Raw genomic sequence first — 15144 nt, forward strand, 5'->3', positions numbered from 1 at the left:
CGTGTAAACACAGCAAGCCACTATTTTGATTATTTTCTACACAAATTCAAGGCAGGATACAGCAAACTTGATTTATGTGGACTATGTTTATAACTGATCCTTGTGTGTTCATTGGAGTGGATATAAATATCTTCTAAATTGAAGGTACGATATATTCTCCCAATTCCTGAATTACCTCTTTCGCGGGACGTTTTCCATACTTGAGGTTGATCGTTACGTGATTAACACCTGCACCCTTAAGATGTAATAAATAATTCAACAGCGCTTTAATCCCAGTGCGAATGCCTAAATGGATGGGAGTTGGCAGCGTTTTAGGATCTGCAACTAAATCTATGTAGAGAGACTGTGCGAACGGTTTGAAAGGTTGATTATTCTCGTCCAATATTCGATACCACTCTTTGACAATTCGATCATGAATTGCGAGTGGTCTGGGGTAGGTAATCCATCCATCTGCATTTTTTGCAACCCAGTCTAAGCTTTGTTGGCTATGTCCAGTGACAAATAATGGAATCACTTCTTTTGCCTTAGGCAGACTGTCCGCTCGACCGTCCAAGACGCCATAAGAATTGTTGTACCGTGGTAACGTGTCGTACAGCAATGTTTTCAGTGTCTCGAAATGCTCTCTAAACAATTGCCCCCTTGATTCTAGGTCAACCCCAAATGCTGGAAATTCAATTGGTCGGTCACCTGATGCAACACCTGCTACGATACGACCATTGCTAAGTATATTGAGTGATGCTAATGATTTAGCCAGATGAACAGGGTGTCTTAGTGGCAGTATGAGCGATCCTGTCGCCAGCTTTATTCTCTTAGTATGTGCTGCAATCCAACTCATATAGACTAAGGGATCATAAATTTGTCCTACATCGCCAAACAGGGGATCTCGCAAAGGAACATCTCTAAACCAAAGCGCAGAAAATCCTGCCTCTTCTGCCAAGCAAGCCAATGACTCCTGATTGGCCATAGTTGGAACATCCCCCTGATAGGATTCAAGGGGAAACATAAGGCCTAAACTTAATTTTCCTTCAGTAAATATGCTGTTGGCATTAGTCGGTTCATTTTTCATGTAACCATGCTCCACTAGATTTTTGTCGAAATAATTGTTCGACCTCGTACTTTTCCATACAAGAAGCCGATTGCTTTCCCTTTGACCTAATCTAACGAAATATCCTCAACCATCGCTTCGGTTTTTTCGAAATTCAGATAACCTAAGCCAATCTTTTGCTTTTTGTTCTCTGGGCCATTATGCTCTTAATGGCTGCTGTTACACCTCTTAATATCACTGGCGCAACGCTTGCTGGACCTGCGGTCACGCCACAAGCGGTAACAAATCCACCATATTGTGTTGAGATGCAGGCATTTGCCAATACATCTCTGTGATTTGACTCTCAATAATCCAAGTTAGCGTGTGTCCCTGCTTATATAGTATGCAGAAATCCCGGCAGCGAGAACTACCGGGGTTTTTAAATATCAAAAGTCCAGTTGGGCTCCCAGTTTGATGGTGCGTGGTGCGCCCTGGGCAATGCTAGAGCTGCCTGCAGAGGTTAACCAATAGGCTTTATCTGTCAGGTTCTCAACGTTCAGCCGCAGTGTCAGTAGTTGTTTGTTGAGATCAATTTCATAGCGAGCGCCCAAATCAAACAACGTCACTGACCCGACATGCCATTGGTTTGCCGTATCCAGTGGTCGTTGGCTGGTATATTGCGCGCCGCCGGTCAAGGTCAGCTGGGTATTCGGCACCTGATATTCACTGTATAAACGGAACTGTTTGTCGGCGACACCTTGTATTGGTTCTCCTTCGAGGCTTTCATCAGTAGTTTTTCGGTTGGTGGCATCCAGCCACATTGCACTGGCTCCCACTAACCATTGTTCATTGATTTTGGCCCGGGTGGAGAGCTCAAGACCTTCATAACGTGCTTCACCATCCTGGCTGAAGACATCATTCTCATCCTCGTAGGTGAGGCCTTTTTGCAACTGGAAAACTGCCATATTGGCCGACCAGTTATCATGCTCAACTTTGATGCCGGTCTCGTACTGTTTGCTGATTAACGGTTCAAAAACCTCGCCAGCATTGGCAGCGGTGTTCGGTGCTGTGGCACCTTGTTCAAAGGCCTCTACATAACTGGCATAAATGGACATCCATTCGAGTGGACGATAAATGGCTGCGAAGGAAGGGGTGATTTCACTCTCTTTATAATCGCCATAGTCATCCTCAAGACTACCGTAGCGTGCCCCAATAATGAAATCCCAGCTGTCGCCGACATTCAGCGTATCGGAAAGAAATACTTCTTTACGGGTGACTCTGGAATACTCATTAAAGCTGGCATCACTTTTATCAAGATGGCCAACTGGACGCTCGAAATCAACAGGGGAAGATACATTACCCGATCCCAGTGGAATAGCCAGTGTACCAATACCGCTGCTATTTGATGAAATAGTGCGGGTATGTGATAAACCAGCCACCACATTATGCGTAACAAGGCCGGTTTCAATGATGCCACTGAGCACATTCTGTGTCTGATAGCTTTTGAACAGATTGTTGTAATTGTAAAGTGTAGCCGAATAGTTACCATCGCCATCCACGTACAAAATGGGCATCAACGGGTTGCGGTAGCTGGTGGAATAACGATAGGAAAGTTTATTGTTCCAGTTATTATTAATCTGCCAAATTAAATCACTGCCCGTGGTAATGTGCTCCGATTCGTAGCGGGTCCACTCTGGAGCCAGGCGTTTATCACCGTCAATTGGACTGACAATATTGCTGACTGTGCGATCAGTGAAAGAACCGTCGGAGTTGGGGGAAATCGAAAAATAACCACCATAGCTTTTACGCTCAGATATCAGTGCATCTGCCTGCCAGGTCAGATCCGGCGTAATACGTAAATCGACGGCAACAGAAGCTGATTTACGGTAGGCCTCACTGTCATCGACATAAGTGTCACCAGCCTCACTGACCACATTAACGCGGTAACCAAATATATCATCTGGACCGACACGACCGCCGACATCGCCGTGTGCCATTAGCAATCCGCTATCCATCACTTGTGTGGAAACACTGGCTTTGAATTCTTCTGTTGGCCGTTTAAGCACATAATTGATGATGCCGCCGGGAGCAGCAAAACCATACAGAAAACCGCCCGCACCTTTCAGAATTTCTACGCGTTCAAGGTGTTCCAGAGGGAGGTCTTTGGCACGGCTGCGGAAATTCATTCCATCGAGTTTCTGTCCGGTATCGAAATCCGGATTGATGCCGCGAATCGAAAATGCGTTATTTTCCGTGATCAAATTATTCGATGAGAGGCTGATAGCGGCATCAAATTTGGTTAACTCACCCAGCGAACGTGCCTGCAGATTAGCAATGTAATCTTCAGAGTAAGTTTCAATGGTAAACGGCGTATTTTGCTTTGAGAGGTTTCCCAGTGCACCAGCGAAAACATCACCCACCCGATAGGCATTGGCGGCCGAGCCATTCATACCCAGACCTTGTACCTGCATCGTCGATAAAGTGACGCTTTGATCATCCTGATTGGCTTGATGCAAAGCGTAACTTTTGTCACCTTGAGCAACTGCGACCAGACCACTGCCGTTGAGAATATGGCTTAATGCATTTTCAACGGTATAGTTGCCTTGTAATCCATCACTGCTCTTGCCGCTGGCTAATTCCGAAGCACCCACAAGATAGATTCCAGCCTGGGCAGATAAGCGGGCCAGTACCTGACTAAGCGAACCGCCGGGGATATTAAATTGTTGCGTGGCTTGAGCCGCAGATTGCGTTGTTTCTGCCTGTGCAGCAGGTAGTGTCAGCAACGTCCCTATGCTGGCAGCAGCAATAAGATGGATCGAAAGTGCCAGTGGCTTAAATCGGTTTATACCCGGTTGTGTGTGGCGTTGTGGTTTCACCATTGTTTTACCTCATCGAGTTTAGTGTTGATACAGATATAAACGGATGAGGCGTGTAAACCCGGAACCATAATTTGAAATAAAACGAAAACAATCTGTAGGTATTTGATTAAATTGAAATTTAACTCTGGATTGGTTCCAGAATGATCCACCCTGGAAACACCTGACGTGCCTGTATGGGCAAAACGCTGGTGAGCATTGCCAAAACACGGTCAGTATCCGCTAGCGGGAAACTGCCATACACTTTCAGCTGAGCAACCTCATCAGAGATATTGATATAGCCATATTGATAACGGTTAAGCTCGGCAATCAGCTCCTGCAGTGTCATATCTTCTGCCACTAACAATCCCTGTCTCCAGGCCTGTCTGGCAGTTACAGCATTCTGTTTTGGCATTATCTGGCTTTCATTAAAACGGCTTGTTTCACCTGCTTGAAGTTCAACATAGTGGTCGTTATTGGTATGAACAGACACTGAACCGTCATAGACGGTGAGCTCGATATCCTGTTGCAGGTTCATCACGTTAAATTGTGTTCCGAGCGCAGTTAATCTTCCATGCACCGTATCTACAACGAATGATCTTCTGACATCTTTTGCTGTCTCGATAAAGATCTCACCCTGGAGTAACTCAATGCGTCTTTGTTGGGTTGTGTAATCAACATTGATGGCACTCGCTGTGTTTAACCATACCTGCGAGCCATCTGGCAGGTTGATATCAGTTTGTTGTCCGACACTGGTGCGGTAGTCAGCAGCCAATGCCATCACACTGTCAGGCAGCCATTTTCTATTCCAGCTGAAATGACTTGCTAAACCAATCACAGCAATACTGGCCATGCCACTGAGAAGTCGGCGGCGTTGACGTAATCGTTGATTGGCATTGTATAGATTGTCAGCTGTGCTATGCGGGTCGGGTGTTTGCTGTAAGGGCTGGAAACCCTGGCTGATTTTTTCCACGTAAAGCCAGGCGGTTTTATTCTCAGGTTTGGCATCAAGCCATTTACGCCAGCCTGACTTGTGGTCATTGCTGGCTTGACCATCACGAAGAATGGCAAACCATTCGGCGGCTTCTTCCAACGTCTTATGAGAAGGCTCAGCCATTTTATGATTGTGGTTCAGAAATGAGTTCGCGAGTTGTTTGCGAGGCTTGCAGTTTCAGGCAGGCCAACATGGCCTTAGCCACATATTTACGCACCATGCGATCCGAGACACCCAATTGAACGGCTGTTTCGGCATCTGTCATCTGGCATACGACAGCTAAAAGAAATGCTTTGGCGGCTTTGGCTGGAAGCTCACTCAACATCAGATTAATTTCTTCCAGGGCTTCCAGCACTGCCACCTGTCGCTCGGCTGAGGGCGCGGTTTCTTCCGGATAGCTGGAAAGTGTATCGTGCCAGGCTTTTTCAATTTCCTTTCGACGCCAGAGGTCGATACAGAGGTTTTTGGCGGTAGCTCGTAAATAACTGCGCGCCTGATCGCTACTGGAAAAGTGGCGCGATGAGGGAAAACCAAGGAGGCGGAGAAACGTATCCTGAGTCAGATCAGCGGCTTCAGTACTATTACCTAATCGTTGGGATAACCAGCCTTTTAGCCAGTTATGATGTTCGCTATACAGCACCTGTACATGATGGTTGATGACAGATTGGGCACTGCTCACGAAAAGCTCCTGAATGCTATTTGGTAATGAGAATCAATATCATTCTATTGATTAAAATAAAACATAGCAAGTGAGCTGTAAGTCAGGAAGTAAAATGAATGGTATTGCTACTCAGGATGCTGAGTAAATGATTGATGTAAGGCCAGTGAAAAAGTGTGGAGTGGAGAAAAAATGTTCGATCAGTGCTTACTTATCATGATCGTTGCGTGTCACTAAAAATTCCAGACCGGCACCTACATCTTCTTCGCCACAGGCAGCCATATCATCAGGGCTGGCGGCCTGCGCATCTTCATGATTGAGTATCAAATCACGTTCGTTTCTCGGTTTATCTTTTTTAGTTTTTGCTTTGTCACTGACTTCAACTGAGCTTTTTGGCGAAATGGTGCTGTCGTCCATAGCATTTTCCGGGCCGTTAGGACTTTCCGCCTGAGTAGATTTAGATTTATTGCTCATGTTGTTTACCTCTAGTGACATCAAAAGTAAGACTATTTGATAGCAGGGAGAATTCCGACTTAACGCTTTGCCTTTTGTAACCACTTATCCAGTTGATTACCAAACGCTTGTCGATCACGTTGATTAAAAGCCGGTGGGCCGCCCATCTGTTCGCCGCTGCTACGCATGGTTTCCATAAAATTACGCATGGTCAGTCGGGCGCTGATAGTGTCTGTAGTATACAGTTCACCTCTTGGGTTTAAAGCCAATGCGCCTTTTTCAATCGCTTCGGCGGCAAGCGGGATATCGGCGGTGATGACTAAGTCACCTTTCATCAGACGTTCGACAATTTCATTGTCCGCGACATCAAAACCGGATTGCACTTGCTGGAATTTGAGAAAAGGTGAGGGCGGTAATCTTAAGCTATGATTGGCAATAAAAGTGGTTTGGGTTTCTGTTCTGGTAGCAGCACGATAGAGGATTTCTTTTATTACCACCGGGCAGGCATCGGCATCAACCCAGATTTGGGGCTTACGTGGTTCAATTTCGGTCAATTTATTTTTCCAACTGGCGGGTACGTTCCACCTGTTTAACTTTGATATGAATGGCAGCTTTTGCCATCAGATGTGCGCTTACCGGTGCAGTAATAAAGAGGAAAAGCGTCACCAGGATTTCATGCAAGCTGACACCATCTGTTTTAAAACTGAAATGAATTGCCGAGGCAATCAGAATAGCTCCCACGCCAAGTGTGCTGGCCTTGGTCGGGCCATGCAAGCGCATATAAAAATCGGATAGTTTGTACAGGCCGATTGAACCCACCAGCGTGAAAAACGCACCTATTAAAATCAAGATAGCTAAGACCCATTCAAGCATAATTGCCTCTATTCCATGATATCGCCGCGCAGCAGATATTTGCTTAGCGCGAGCGTACCCATAAAACCCATTACCGCGATTAATAAAGCCGCTTCAAAATAAAGAGCACTTTGCAGGTTTATACCCAGCAGAATCAGCAATGCAATGGAGTTGATGTATAAGGTATCCAAAGCCAGGATTCGGTCTGGTGTATTCGGACCAATAATCAGCCGGATAAAGCTTAGCAAAATCGCTAAACCGACCATGATGAACGCGAGTGATAAGGCCAGATTCAGCATGTGACAAATATCTCCAGCAATGGCTTCTCGAATTTGCGATGTATATCAGCTTTGATCGCTTCAACATCATCAATATGTAGCGCATGAATCAGTAAATAGCGGCGATCTTTTGAGAGATCACAACTGACAGTTCCTGGTGTTAAAGAAATGGTATTGGCTAACAGCCCGATGCCGACAGAACTGGTTAATTTCAGTTCATAATGCAGGAAGCCCGGTTTTAAATTCTTTTGAGGCCCCAGGATCAATTTGGCTACGACGGCGTTGGCTACCAGAATTTCATACAATACTCTAAGCACATAGAGCAATAACATCCATGGGTGCCGAATACTGATTTTTTCAGGCCAGTAACTGGAGGTCAGCCACGGAATTAAAATTGCCAACACTGCGCCCAGCACGATATGACCAGGGCTGATGGTGTTATTCAATAATAACCAGATACCCCACAAAATCAGCGTGAGGAATGGATGGGGAAATAGTCGCTGAAGAATCATTTGCTGTTATTTCCTCCATATGGAACTGTACTTAATACAGCATCAATATATGCCTGACCGTTGAATAACTGTCCAGCAATCTGAGTGTTCATATCGGTTAAAGGTTTAGCAAACATTACCATTAATGGACTGACCAGCATCAGCAGGAAAACAGCCACGAAAGCCGACTTATTTAAAGGACTGGTTTTTTGACCTTCTTCCTTTTGCACACTGTAAAACAATAATGAACCCGAACGGACTACCGCTATGATCATCACTAAACCGGCAGTTAATATCACGCTCAAAATGGCTGCAAACCAAGGATGGTTAAGAGCAGAATGTAAAATCATCACCTTACCGAAAAAACCGGATAACGGTGGCATACCGGTTAAGGCGATACCTAACAGCATAAACACTGAACCGACGATTATTGGCCGATCAATCGGAATGGCTTTGGTAAACGAATCGGAATAAATGCCACGGCCTTTCATAATCACATCGGCTATCAGGAACATTGCTGCACCAAGCATGGTGGAATGGATTAAGTAATACAAAGCGGCAGCAAGGGCGGCTTCATTATTGATACCGATGGCAACCATTAAGGTAGCGACTGACGCTAGTATCAAATAGGCGACCTGACGACGTAATGCACGGGCGGCCAGCACACCCAAAGCGGCCAGAGCCAATGTTATTAAACCGAGTAGCAATACCCATTCAATATGCACAAACGCCAAATCACCGGCTTCTTCGCCGAAGATCGTGCCATGGACCCGGATAATGGAGTAAAGACCAACCTTGGTCATAATGGCAAATAATGCTGCGACTGGAGCAGAGGTATAGGCATAAGCGCCGGGTAACCACAGATAAAGCGGGAACATGGCAGCCTTAATACCAAAGACCACCAGTAACAAGACGGCCGCGGTGGCAACGATGCCTTGATCCGCCTCTGATACGTTTCGCACGGCGATGGCCATATCAGCAATATTCAAAGTCCCCAGAATGCCGTAAAGCGTGCCGACAGCGAACAGGAATAAGGTTGAACCTACCAGATTGATCACCACGTAATGCAGACCTGCACGGGTTCTTAAACGCCCCCCGCCATGGAGTAATAAGCCATAAGAGGCGATCAGTAGCACTTCAAAAAATACAAACAGGTTAAATACGTCGCCCGTCATAAATGCACCGTTCAGGCCGAACAGTTGCAACTGGAATAACACATGAAAATGCTGACCCTGTTTATCGGTATCGGTACGAATCGCATACCATAACGCGCCCAACGCCAGAAGGGAGGTCAGCAACAACATCAGTGCCGATAGGCGATCCAGCACAATGACAATGCCAAAAGGCGCTTGCCAGTTGCCAAGCAGCACGACTTGATAAATCTCGCTGTTGGCCAGTTGGAAGCTGACAAGGCTCACACCCACCAACAGAGTAGTTAAAATCAGACTTAAAATACGTTGTGTATCAATGCCTATGGGACGAGCCATCAGCATCAGGATGCCGCCAATTAACGGCAATAAAACCGGCAAAATAGTAAACGGACTCATGATTGGCTCCGTTCAGTTTCTGTCTTTGTACTGTTATGTTTAGTGGCTTTCAGTTCATCATCTGAGCGATGCAAGCCATCAACATGATCATTACCCAGCTCGCTACGGGCTTTTAGGGCCAGTACGATGAGGAAAGCCGTCATCCCAAATGCAATTACGATAGCTGTTAATACCAAAGCTTGAGGCAGGGGATCGGTGTAAGCTGCAGCGGCAGGATCAATAACGGCCGGGATGCCGATTTGCAAACGCCCCATGCTAAATAGAAAGACGTTTACTGCATAGGCAAGCAGAGTCAATCCCAGTACTACCGGAAAGGTTCTTGCTCTAAGTGTGAGATACACTCCGCAACCTGTCATCACGGAAATGACACTGGCAATTAGCCACTCCATTACTTGATATCCTCAACATTGATGAAATGTGCAGCATGACTCAGTTTGCCAAGCTCAACCAGAATCATAACGGTGGCGCCAACCACCACCAGAAATACCCCTAAGTCAAAGGCTATGGCACTGGCCACTTCAAATTTACCCACTACGGGCCAGTTCAGATAGGTAAACGCAGATGTCAGGAATGGATAGCTCAGTAACATGGAAACGACACCTGTACCGGTAGCGATCAATAGACCCAGCCACATTACCCGATGCATATCGGTCCGCAACCGCTCATTGGTCCAGTCGATACCGTTAGCAAGATATTGTGAAATCAATGCAACCGAAGCAATCAGGCCGGCGATAAATCCTCCGCCAGGCAGGTTGTGACCACGAAGGAATATATACACTGCAACCATCAGCATTAATGGGAACAGCAGCCGGGTCAGAGTCTGCATAATCGGTGGGTGTGGGTCATGACTCCATTCCAGTCCTTCAACATCTTTTGCTGGTGCAGCAAGCTTGAGTCCTTCCAGCATGGCAAAGACCCCGAGACCGGCCAATGCCAGCACGACTATTTCACCTAAGGTATCAAAACCACGGAAATCAACCAGAATCACATTGACCACATTGGTACCACCACCACCCGGTTTGGCATTCTCTATAAAGAAATTGGCAATGGAGGTATATTCACGACTCAATACAGCCATGGTCAACAGGAATACCGCAACAGCGGCAGAAATGGAAATAATCCCATCACGGCTTAAACGGATATAGCTACGTTCCTGAGGGGTGTGCTGTGGCAAAAAGAATAACGCTAACAGCAGCAACACGATGGTCACCACCTCAACAGAAAGTTGGGTCAGAGCCAAATCCGGGGCTGAGAATTTCACAAATCCTAACGCTACCACCAGACCGACCACGCCGATACTAATCAGAGAAGTCAGGCGCTGATGATGCAAAACGACTGTTAACAGGCTGGCCACAATCAACGTCAATGCCATCAGAATGGTGATGACATCGGCTTCCATTAAAGCTCTGTCACCAAATAATGGTGAGTTAAACTGGAAGAACGTCAGGATGCTGAGCACCAATGCACCGCCAATCACCCAGCTCACGGAAGGTTGTAAGGTAGTTTGATCAAAATAATCGGTTACTTTTTTGGCGAACCGGATGGTTTTCCACTGCAGCCAGTCAAACACGGCTTTACCTTCAATCCCGTGTAAACATCTGTCATGCCAGGCAAACAGACGATGTCGTACGGTATAAACCGCCACCCCTAAAACCAGGGCAATAAAGCTCATCATCAATGGCAAGTTAAAGCCATGCCAGATGGCCAGACTGAATTCCGGAGCCGGGGCCTGCAGACTAGCGGCAACCGCTACAGACAGAATCGGCCCAATCAGTAACATTGGGGCTACCCCAACAATGAGACATAACACCACCAGAATATCGACGGGTATTTTCATAAAACGCGGTGGTTCATGAGGTGTTTTAGGCAAATCAATTGGTTCACCATTAAAGAACACATCGTGGATAAAGCGCAGTGAATAAGCGACCGAGAAGATAGCGGCCAGGGTGACTAATGCCGGGATGGTCCAGGCTGCCAGTGTGGTATCTGACGCGCTGATCGCCTGTTCAAAAAACATCTCTTTACTCAAAAAACCATTCAGTAATGGGACACCGGCCATTGCGGCGGCGGCGATCATGGCCAGCATTGCCGTATGCGGCATCATTTTGAATAAGCCGTTCAGTTTACGCATATCACGGCTACCGGATTCGTGGTCAATAATACCGGCGACCATAAACAGTGAACCTTTAAAGGTTGCATGATTAATGATATGAAAAATCGCTGCCACCAGTGCCATTTGGCTGCCAAAGCCGAATAACAGGGTAATAAGCCCCAGATGACTTAAGGTTGAATAGGCCAAAAGCCCTTTCAGGTCATGCTTGAATAAAGCGACATAGGCACCGATCAACAAGGTCAGCATACCGGCCGTACCGACCAGCCAGCTCCATTCCGGGGTACCCGATAAAGCCGGGAAAAAACGCGCCAGTAAAAAGATACCGGCTTTCACCATAGTGGCAGAATGCAGATAAGCTGAGACCGGGGTAGGGGCAGCCATCGCATGCGGCAGCCAGAAATGGAATGGAAACTGCGCTGATTTGGTGAATACCCCCAGCAAAATCAGTAGCAATGTCGGCAGATATAAATCATGACCTCTGATTAAATCGCCCGACGCCAGCACTTGAGTCAGTTCATAACTGCCAACAATATGGCCCAGTAATAACACGCCACCCAATAAGGCCAAACCACCTGCGCCGGTGATCGCTAAGGCCATTCTCGCACCTTGACGGGCATCCTGACGATGCTGCCAATAACTGATCAGCAGGAATGACGTTATTGAGGTGAGTTCCCAGAATACGACCAGTTGCAACAGGTTTTCAGATAATACGATGCCCAGCATAGAGCCCATAAACATCAGCATATAGGCGTAAAACCGTCCCATAGAATCTTTGGCTGAAAGATAGTAGCGAGCATAAAAAATAACAAGCAGACCGATCAGCAGAATCAGCAAGGCAAATAACAGCGCTAAGCCATCAAGCCTGAAGGCAATGTTAAAACCAATAGCTGGTAGCCATGACCATTGTTGAATGAGGGTTTCGCCAGCAAATACAGCTTGCATGGACGGGAATAGAATCGCCAACGTTAACAATGTTGTCAGTCCAGCTACCCAGGCAGAAGCCAATCGATTGTATCGGGTAGACCATGCAGCAAGTGGAGCGGCTGCAAATGGGAGGAGTGCGGCTAAGGGAAGATTAAAACTGAGTAAGCTCATGGCGGCTAATGTGATCCCTGTCGATGCTAGACGATAATCGTTTCAGCATGTGGCTTAGAATGATTAAATTTTACTCGCTGAGTTTTCAGTTATCCGTGAGAACCGAATATGTTCGGTGCTCACGGACTAATATTTTTATCGGTTATTCAGCCGAAGAGGTCATGTAGTCGACGGCAGCCTTAACTTCATCATCACTCAGTTTTGGATTGCCACCACGTGCCGGCATCATATTAAAACCGTTGATAGCATGAGTATAGAGAGTATCCATGCCTTTTTCGATACGGGGAGCCCAATCATTTGCATTACCAATTTTGGGCGAATTCATCATACCGGTTGAATGGCAGACCGCACAAACCTGAGTCACAACTTGTTTACCGACGCTAGCATCGGCAGCATCATCTGCAGCCTCAGTTTCCTCAGCTGTGGGAGCCTCTGCAACCTGTTCTTCACCAATGTTTACTTTGGCTACTGGTTTTAATCGCTCTGCAATTGCTTCAGCATCCATGGGCTCAGGTTCGACTACATTGTCGGCAATAGACAGCATATTCGACAAAATTAAATTAGCGATTAAAAACAATACCCCGACAACAATTAAACTGCCGATCAGGTACTTTGGTGTATTAGAAGATTGCATGGTTTACCTCTGACTCCATAATAGTGGCATTAATTATACGGGCATATGTTCAGCCGCGCTATGTATCAGATAGCGCTCCAAGCGTGATTTTTCCGATTGTTTGACCCAGGCTTAATAAATGATGAGCCTGATCAAGTGTTTGTGGCGTTAACTGATCAAAATGCTGCTGCGAAACAGGTTGTAACTGGTTTAAATCAGCCATCTCTGCAATACGTTGCAGAATATAGCCCTGTTGCTGAATATCGGCTGTTTTCATATTAGGACGGGTAAACATAAACTCCCATACCAGACCGGCGCTTTTGTTTTTTAACAGGTTCAAATCAACTGGTTGCTGGAAGCTGACCACGAGGGCGATTAACCCTTGAGGTGCAATCAGTTCAACCATTTGCGGGTAGTAATAATCACTGTCATTCAGACACAGAATATAATCTGCAGCTGGCAAATTTGCTGCCTGATAATTATCTTTCAACTCACCCTTGTGACTAATCACCACATCCGCACCTAATTTTTTACACCATTTTTGTGTTTCTGGCCGTGATGCCGTGGCAACCACCTTGAGGCTGGTGAGTTGTTTTGCCAGCTGAATCGCCATCGAGCCGACACCACCGGCAGCGCCAATAATTAATAAGGTTTTATCGCGATCTTTTTCTGCATCAATTTTCAGTCGATCAAACAGCGATTCCCAAGCTGTCAAAGCCGTGAGTGGTAACGCAGCTGCCTGATGGGGCTGCAATGATTTTGGCGCTTTGGCAATAATCCGCGAATCCACCAGTTGATGAGTTGCGTAACAGCCATCACGGCCAATATCACCGGCATAGAAGACTTTATCCCCCACCTGAAAGTTCTGACATTGTTCGCCAACGTCAGTGATGATTCCAGCAGCATCCCAACCGATGGTTTTGCCATTGGAGGCATCCTGAATAGTTGATTTCACTTTCAGATCCACTGGATTTACCGCGACAGCTTCTACTGAGACCACAACATCGTAACCCGTGGCTTTGGGCATTTCTTTTTGAACACGTTGGGCGGGGCCGGTTGCATGTTGAAATTGTAATGCCTGCATAACTATTTCTCCGTTAAGCGTTGAAGTGCATTGAGATAAGCGGTTTCGGATGGCGGTTGTTGGTTTTGCTGGGCCAACCACAACTGTTCTGCCAGACAGTCAATCATCATATGCTGTGCTTTATGCTCATCAGCCGTCTGGGCGATTAGACGCTGATATGCCTTTACAATTCCGGCTGGACGATCGGTGGAGAGCTGTTCAAGCACCGCAATATGCAGGCCCATATGCAGATAGGGATTGGTCTGCCCGTTTTCCACAAAATACTCCTGACCGGGTTGAATCGGGGAGGAGAGCAGGTTGTGATATTCCGGATGTAACACAATCACATCGGCAATCATTTGTTCGAGCGCGGTAAGTATTTGTCCGGATTGCATTTTTTTCCAGACATCATGGTATTGCTGGCGTAACGCATCACGATCCTGACTGAAAATGGCCATCAGGCGGTTTTCCGCTGGCGTTGAGTACGCCGGTATTCATCACATAAATCGGTAACGATGCATTGATCACAATGCGGTTTTCTGGCGGTACATACATAGCGGCCATGCAAGATCAGCCAGTGATGGGCATCAAGTTTGAATTCGTCCGGGATCACCTTCATCAATCGATCTTCAACTTCACGGACATTTTTGCCTTTCGCCAGACCGGTTCGGTTCGACAGTCGAAAGATATGGGTATCCACGGCCATGACCGGATGTTTAAAAACGGTGTTGAGAATAACATTGGCGGTTTTACGGCCGACGCCGGGTAGGGCTTCCAGCGCTTCGCGATCATCGGGTACTTCACCACCATGTTTGTCGATTAACTGCTGGCAGGTTTTGATGACATTTTCCGCTTTGCTGTTAAACAGTCCGATGGTTTTGATATAGCTTTTCAAACCATCCAGACCCAAATCCAGAATGGCCTGGGGTGTGTTAGCCACCGGGTAGAGTTTATCGGTAGCTTTATTGACGCCGACATCGGTTGCCTGAGCGGACAGGATCACGGCGATCAATAATTCAAACGGCGTCTTGTAGTTCAGCTCGGTAGTGGGCGATGGGTTGTGATCGCGCAGTCTGCTGAAAAATTGTTGCCGCTGCGTTTGATTCAT

The 15144-nt window shown here is 46.6% G+C and carries 16 protein-coding genes; all 16 read right to left on the reverse strand.

Annotation, left to right across the window (positions count from 1 at the left end; translation table 11 throughout):
* Window positions 1-133: 133 nt before the first annotated feature.
* The 16 genes from B3S93_RS04390 to nth all read right to left on the reverse strand — a co-directional run bounded on the left by B3S93_RS04390 (window position 134) and on the right by nth (window position 15144).
* Window positions 134-1066: an LLM class oxidoreductase gene (locus B3S93_RS04390; RefSeq protein WP_292399652.1), complete on the reverse strand. Its 933-nt coding sequence runs from the start codon at window positions 1064-1066 to the stop codon at window positions 134-136.
* Window positions 1067-1470: 404 nt separating this feature from the next.
* Window positions 1471-3903: a TonB-dependent siderophore receptor gene (locus tag B3S93_RS04395; RefSeq protein ID WP_292399649.1), complete on the reverse strand. Its 2433-nt coding sequence runs from the start codon at window positions 3901-3903 to the stop codon at window positions 1471-1473.
* 118 nt (window positions 3904-4021) lie between these two features.
* Complete coding sequence (locus tag B3S93_RS04400; protein ID WP_292399647.1) at window positions 4022-4996, reverse strand: FecR family protein; 975 nt, start codon at window positions 4994-4996, stop codon at window positions 4022-4024.
* A 1-nt stretch (window position 4997) separates the two neighbouring features.
* Window positions 4998-5552: a sigma-70 family RNA polymerase sigma factor gene (locus B3S93_RS04405; RefSeq protein ID WP_292399645.1), complete on the reverse strand. Its 555-nt coding sequence runs from the start codon at window positions 5550-5552 to the stop codon at window positions 4998-5000.
* A 186-nt stretch (window positions 5553-5738) separates the two neighbouring features.
* Window positions 5739-6005, reverse strand: coding sequence for a hypothetical protein (locus B3S93_RS04410; protein ID WP_292399642.1), 267 nt, complete (start codon window positions 6003-6005; stop codon window positions 5739-5741).
* 59 nt (window positions 6006-6064) lie between these two features.
* The gene (locus tag B3S93_RS04415) at window positions 6065-6538 is read right to left on the reverse strand and encodes a YaiI/YqxD family protein (protein WP_292399640.1); all 474 of its coding nucleotides are present in this window, start codon (window positions 6536-6538) and stop codon (window positions 6065-6067) included.
* A 1-nt stretch (window position 6539) separates the two neighbouring features.
* Window positions 6540-6857 (reverse strand): Na+/H+ antiporter subunit G, encoded by a 318-nt coding sequence (locus B3S93_RS04420; protein ID WP_292354027.1) that lies wholly within the window; start codon window positions 6855-6857, stop codon window positions 6540-6542.
* An 8-nt stretch (window positions 6858-6865) separates the two neighbouring features.
* Window positions 6866-7135, reverse strand: a complete 270-nt coding sequence (locus B3S93_RS04425) for a K+/H+ antiporter subunit F (RefSeq protein ID WP_292354030.1) — start codon at window positions 7133-7135, stop codon at window positions 6866-6868.
* Window positions 7129-7626 (reverse strand): Na+/H+ antiporter subunit E, encoded by a 498-nt coding sequence (locus tag B3S93_RS04430; RefSeq protein WP_292399638.1) that lies wholly within the window; start codon window positions 7624-7626, stop codon window positions 7129-7131. The genes B3S93_RS04425 and B3S93_RS04430 overlap by 7 nt, the downstream gene beginning before the upstream one ends.
* Entirely contained in the window at window positions 7623-9152 is a 1530-nt protein-coding gene (locus tag B3S93_RS04435) for a monovalent cation/H+ antiporter subunit D (protein ID WP_292399635.1), read from the reverse strand. Before B3S93_RS04435 ends, B3S93_RS04430 begins: the two co-directional genes overlap by 4 nt.
* Window positions 9149-9541, reverse strand: a complete 393-nt coding sequence (locus tag B3S93_RS04440; protein ID WP_292399633.1) for a Na+/H+ antiporter subunit C — start codon at window positions 9539-9541, stop codon at window positions 9149-9151. Before B3S93_RS04440 ends, B3S93_RS04435 begins: the two co-directional genes overlap by 4 nt.
* Window positions 9541-12360: a monovalent cation/H+ antiporter subunit A gene (locus B3S93_RS04445; RefSeq protein WP_292399631.1), complete on the reverse strand. Its 2820-nt coding sequence runs from the start codon at window positions 12358-12360 to the stop codon at window positions 9541-9543. The genes B3S93_RS04440 and B3S93_RS04445 overlap by 1 nt, the downstream gene beginning before the upstream one ends.
* 142 nt (window positions 12361-12502) lie before the next feature.
* Entirely contained in the window at window positions 12503-12994 is a 492-nt protein-coding gene (locus tag B3S93_RS04450) for a c-type cytochrome (RefSeq protein ID WP_292354040.1), read from the reverse strand.
* 58 nt (window positions 12995-13052) lie between these two features.
* Window positions 13053-14057: a zinc-binding alcohol dehydrogenase family protein gene (locus B3S93_RS04455; RefSeq protein ID WP_292399629.1), complete on the reverse strand. Its 1005-nt coding sequence runs from the start codon at window positions 14055-14057 to the stop codon at window positions 13053-13055.
* Between the two features lie 2 nt (window positions 14058-14059).
* Complete coding sequence (locus B3S93_RS04460) at window positions 14060-14494, reverse strand: DUF1841 family protein (protein ID WP_292399625.1); 435 nt, start codon at window positions 14492-14494, stop codon at window positions 14060-14062.
* Window positions 14494-15144: an endonuclease III gene (gene nth, locus B3S93_RS04465; protein ID WP_292354045.1), complete on the reverse strand. Its 651-nt coding sequence runs from the start codon at window positions 15142-15144 to the stop codon at window positions 14494-14496. Before nth ends, B3S93_RS04460 begins: the two co-directional genes overlap by 1 nt.

Source organism: Methylophaga sp. UBA3613, from assembly GCF_002375415.1.
Taxonomy (GTDB): domain Bacteria; phylum Pseudomonadota; class Gammaproteobacteria; order Nitrosococcales; family Methylophagaceae; genus Methylophaga.

What these genes read in the sequence shown, in the direction of transcription:
- B3S93_RS04390 (WP_292399652.1), bottom strand. Translation starts at nt 1,066, where the DNA reads ATGAAAAATGAACCGACTAATGCCAACAGCATATTTACTGAAGGAAAA.
- B3S93_RS04395 (WP_292399649.1), bottom strand. Translation starts at nt 3,903, where the DNA reads ATGGTGAAACCACAACGCCACACACAACCGGGTATAAACCGATTTAAG.
- B3S93_RS04400 (WP_292399647.1), bottom strand. Translation starts at nt 4,996, where the DNA reads ATGGCTGAGCCTTCTCATAAGACGTTGGAAGAAGCCGCCGAATGGTTT.
- B3S93_RS04410 (WP_292399642.1), bottom strand. Translation starts at nt 6,005, where the DNA reads ATGAGCAATAAATCTAAATCTACTCAGGCGGAAAGTCCTAACGGCCCG.
- B3S93_RS04420 (WP_292354027.1), bottom strand. Translation starts at nt 6,857, where the DNA reads ATGCTTGAATGGGTCTTAGCTATCTTGATTTTAATAGGTGCGTTTTTC.
- B3S93_RS04425 (WP_292354030.1), bottom strand. Translation starts at nt 7,135, where the DNA reads ATGCTGAATCTGGCCTTATCACTCGCGTTCATCATGGTCGGTTTAGCG.
- B3S93_RS04430 (WP_292399638.1), bottom strand. Translation starts at nt 7,626, where the DNA reads ATGATTCTTCAGCGACTATTTCCCCATCCATTCCTCACGCTGATTTTG.
- B3S93_RS04435 (WP_292399635.1), bottom strand. Translation starts at nt 9,152, where the DNA reads ATGAGTCCGTTTACTATTTTGCCGGTTTTATTGCCGTTAATTGGCGGC.
- B3S93_RS04440 (WP_292399633.1), bottom strand. Translation starts at nt 9,541, where the DNA reads ATGGAGTGGCTAATTGCCAGTGTCATTTCCGTGATGACAGGTTGCGGA.
- B3S93_RS04445 (WP_292399631.1), bottom strand. Translation starts at nt 12,360, where the DNA reads ATGAGCTTACTCAGTTTTAATCTTCCCTTAGCCGCACTCCTCCCATTT.
- B3S93_RS04450 (WP_292354040.1), bottom strand. Translation starts at nt 12,994, where the DNA reads ATGCAATCTTCTAATACACCAAAGTACCTGATCGGCAGTTTAATTGTT.
- B3S93_RS04455 (WP_292399629.1), bottom strand. Translation starts at nt 14,057, where the DNA reads ATGCAGGCATTACAATTTCAACATGCAACCGGCCCCGCCCAACGTGTT.
- B3S93_RS04460 (WP_292399625.1), bottom strand. Translation starts at nt 14,494, where the DNA reads ATGGCCATTTTCAGTCAGGATCGTGATGCGTTACGCCAGCAATACCAT.
- nth (WP_292354045.1), bottom strand. Translation starts at nt 15,144, where the DNA reads ATGAATCAAACGCAGCGGCAACAATTTTTCAGCAGACTGCGCGATCAC.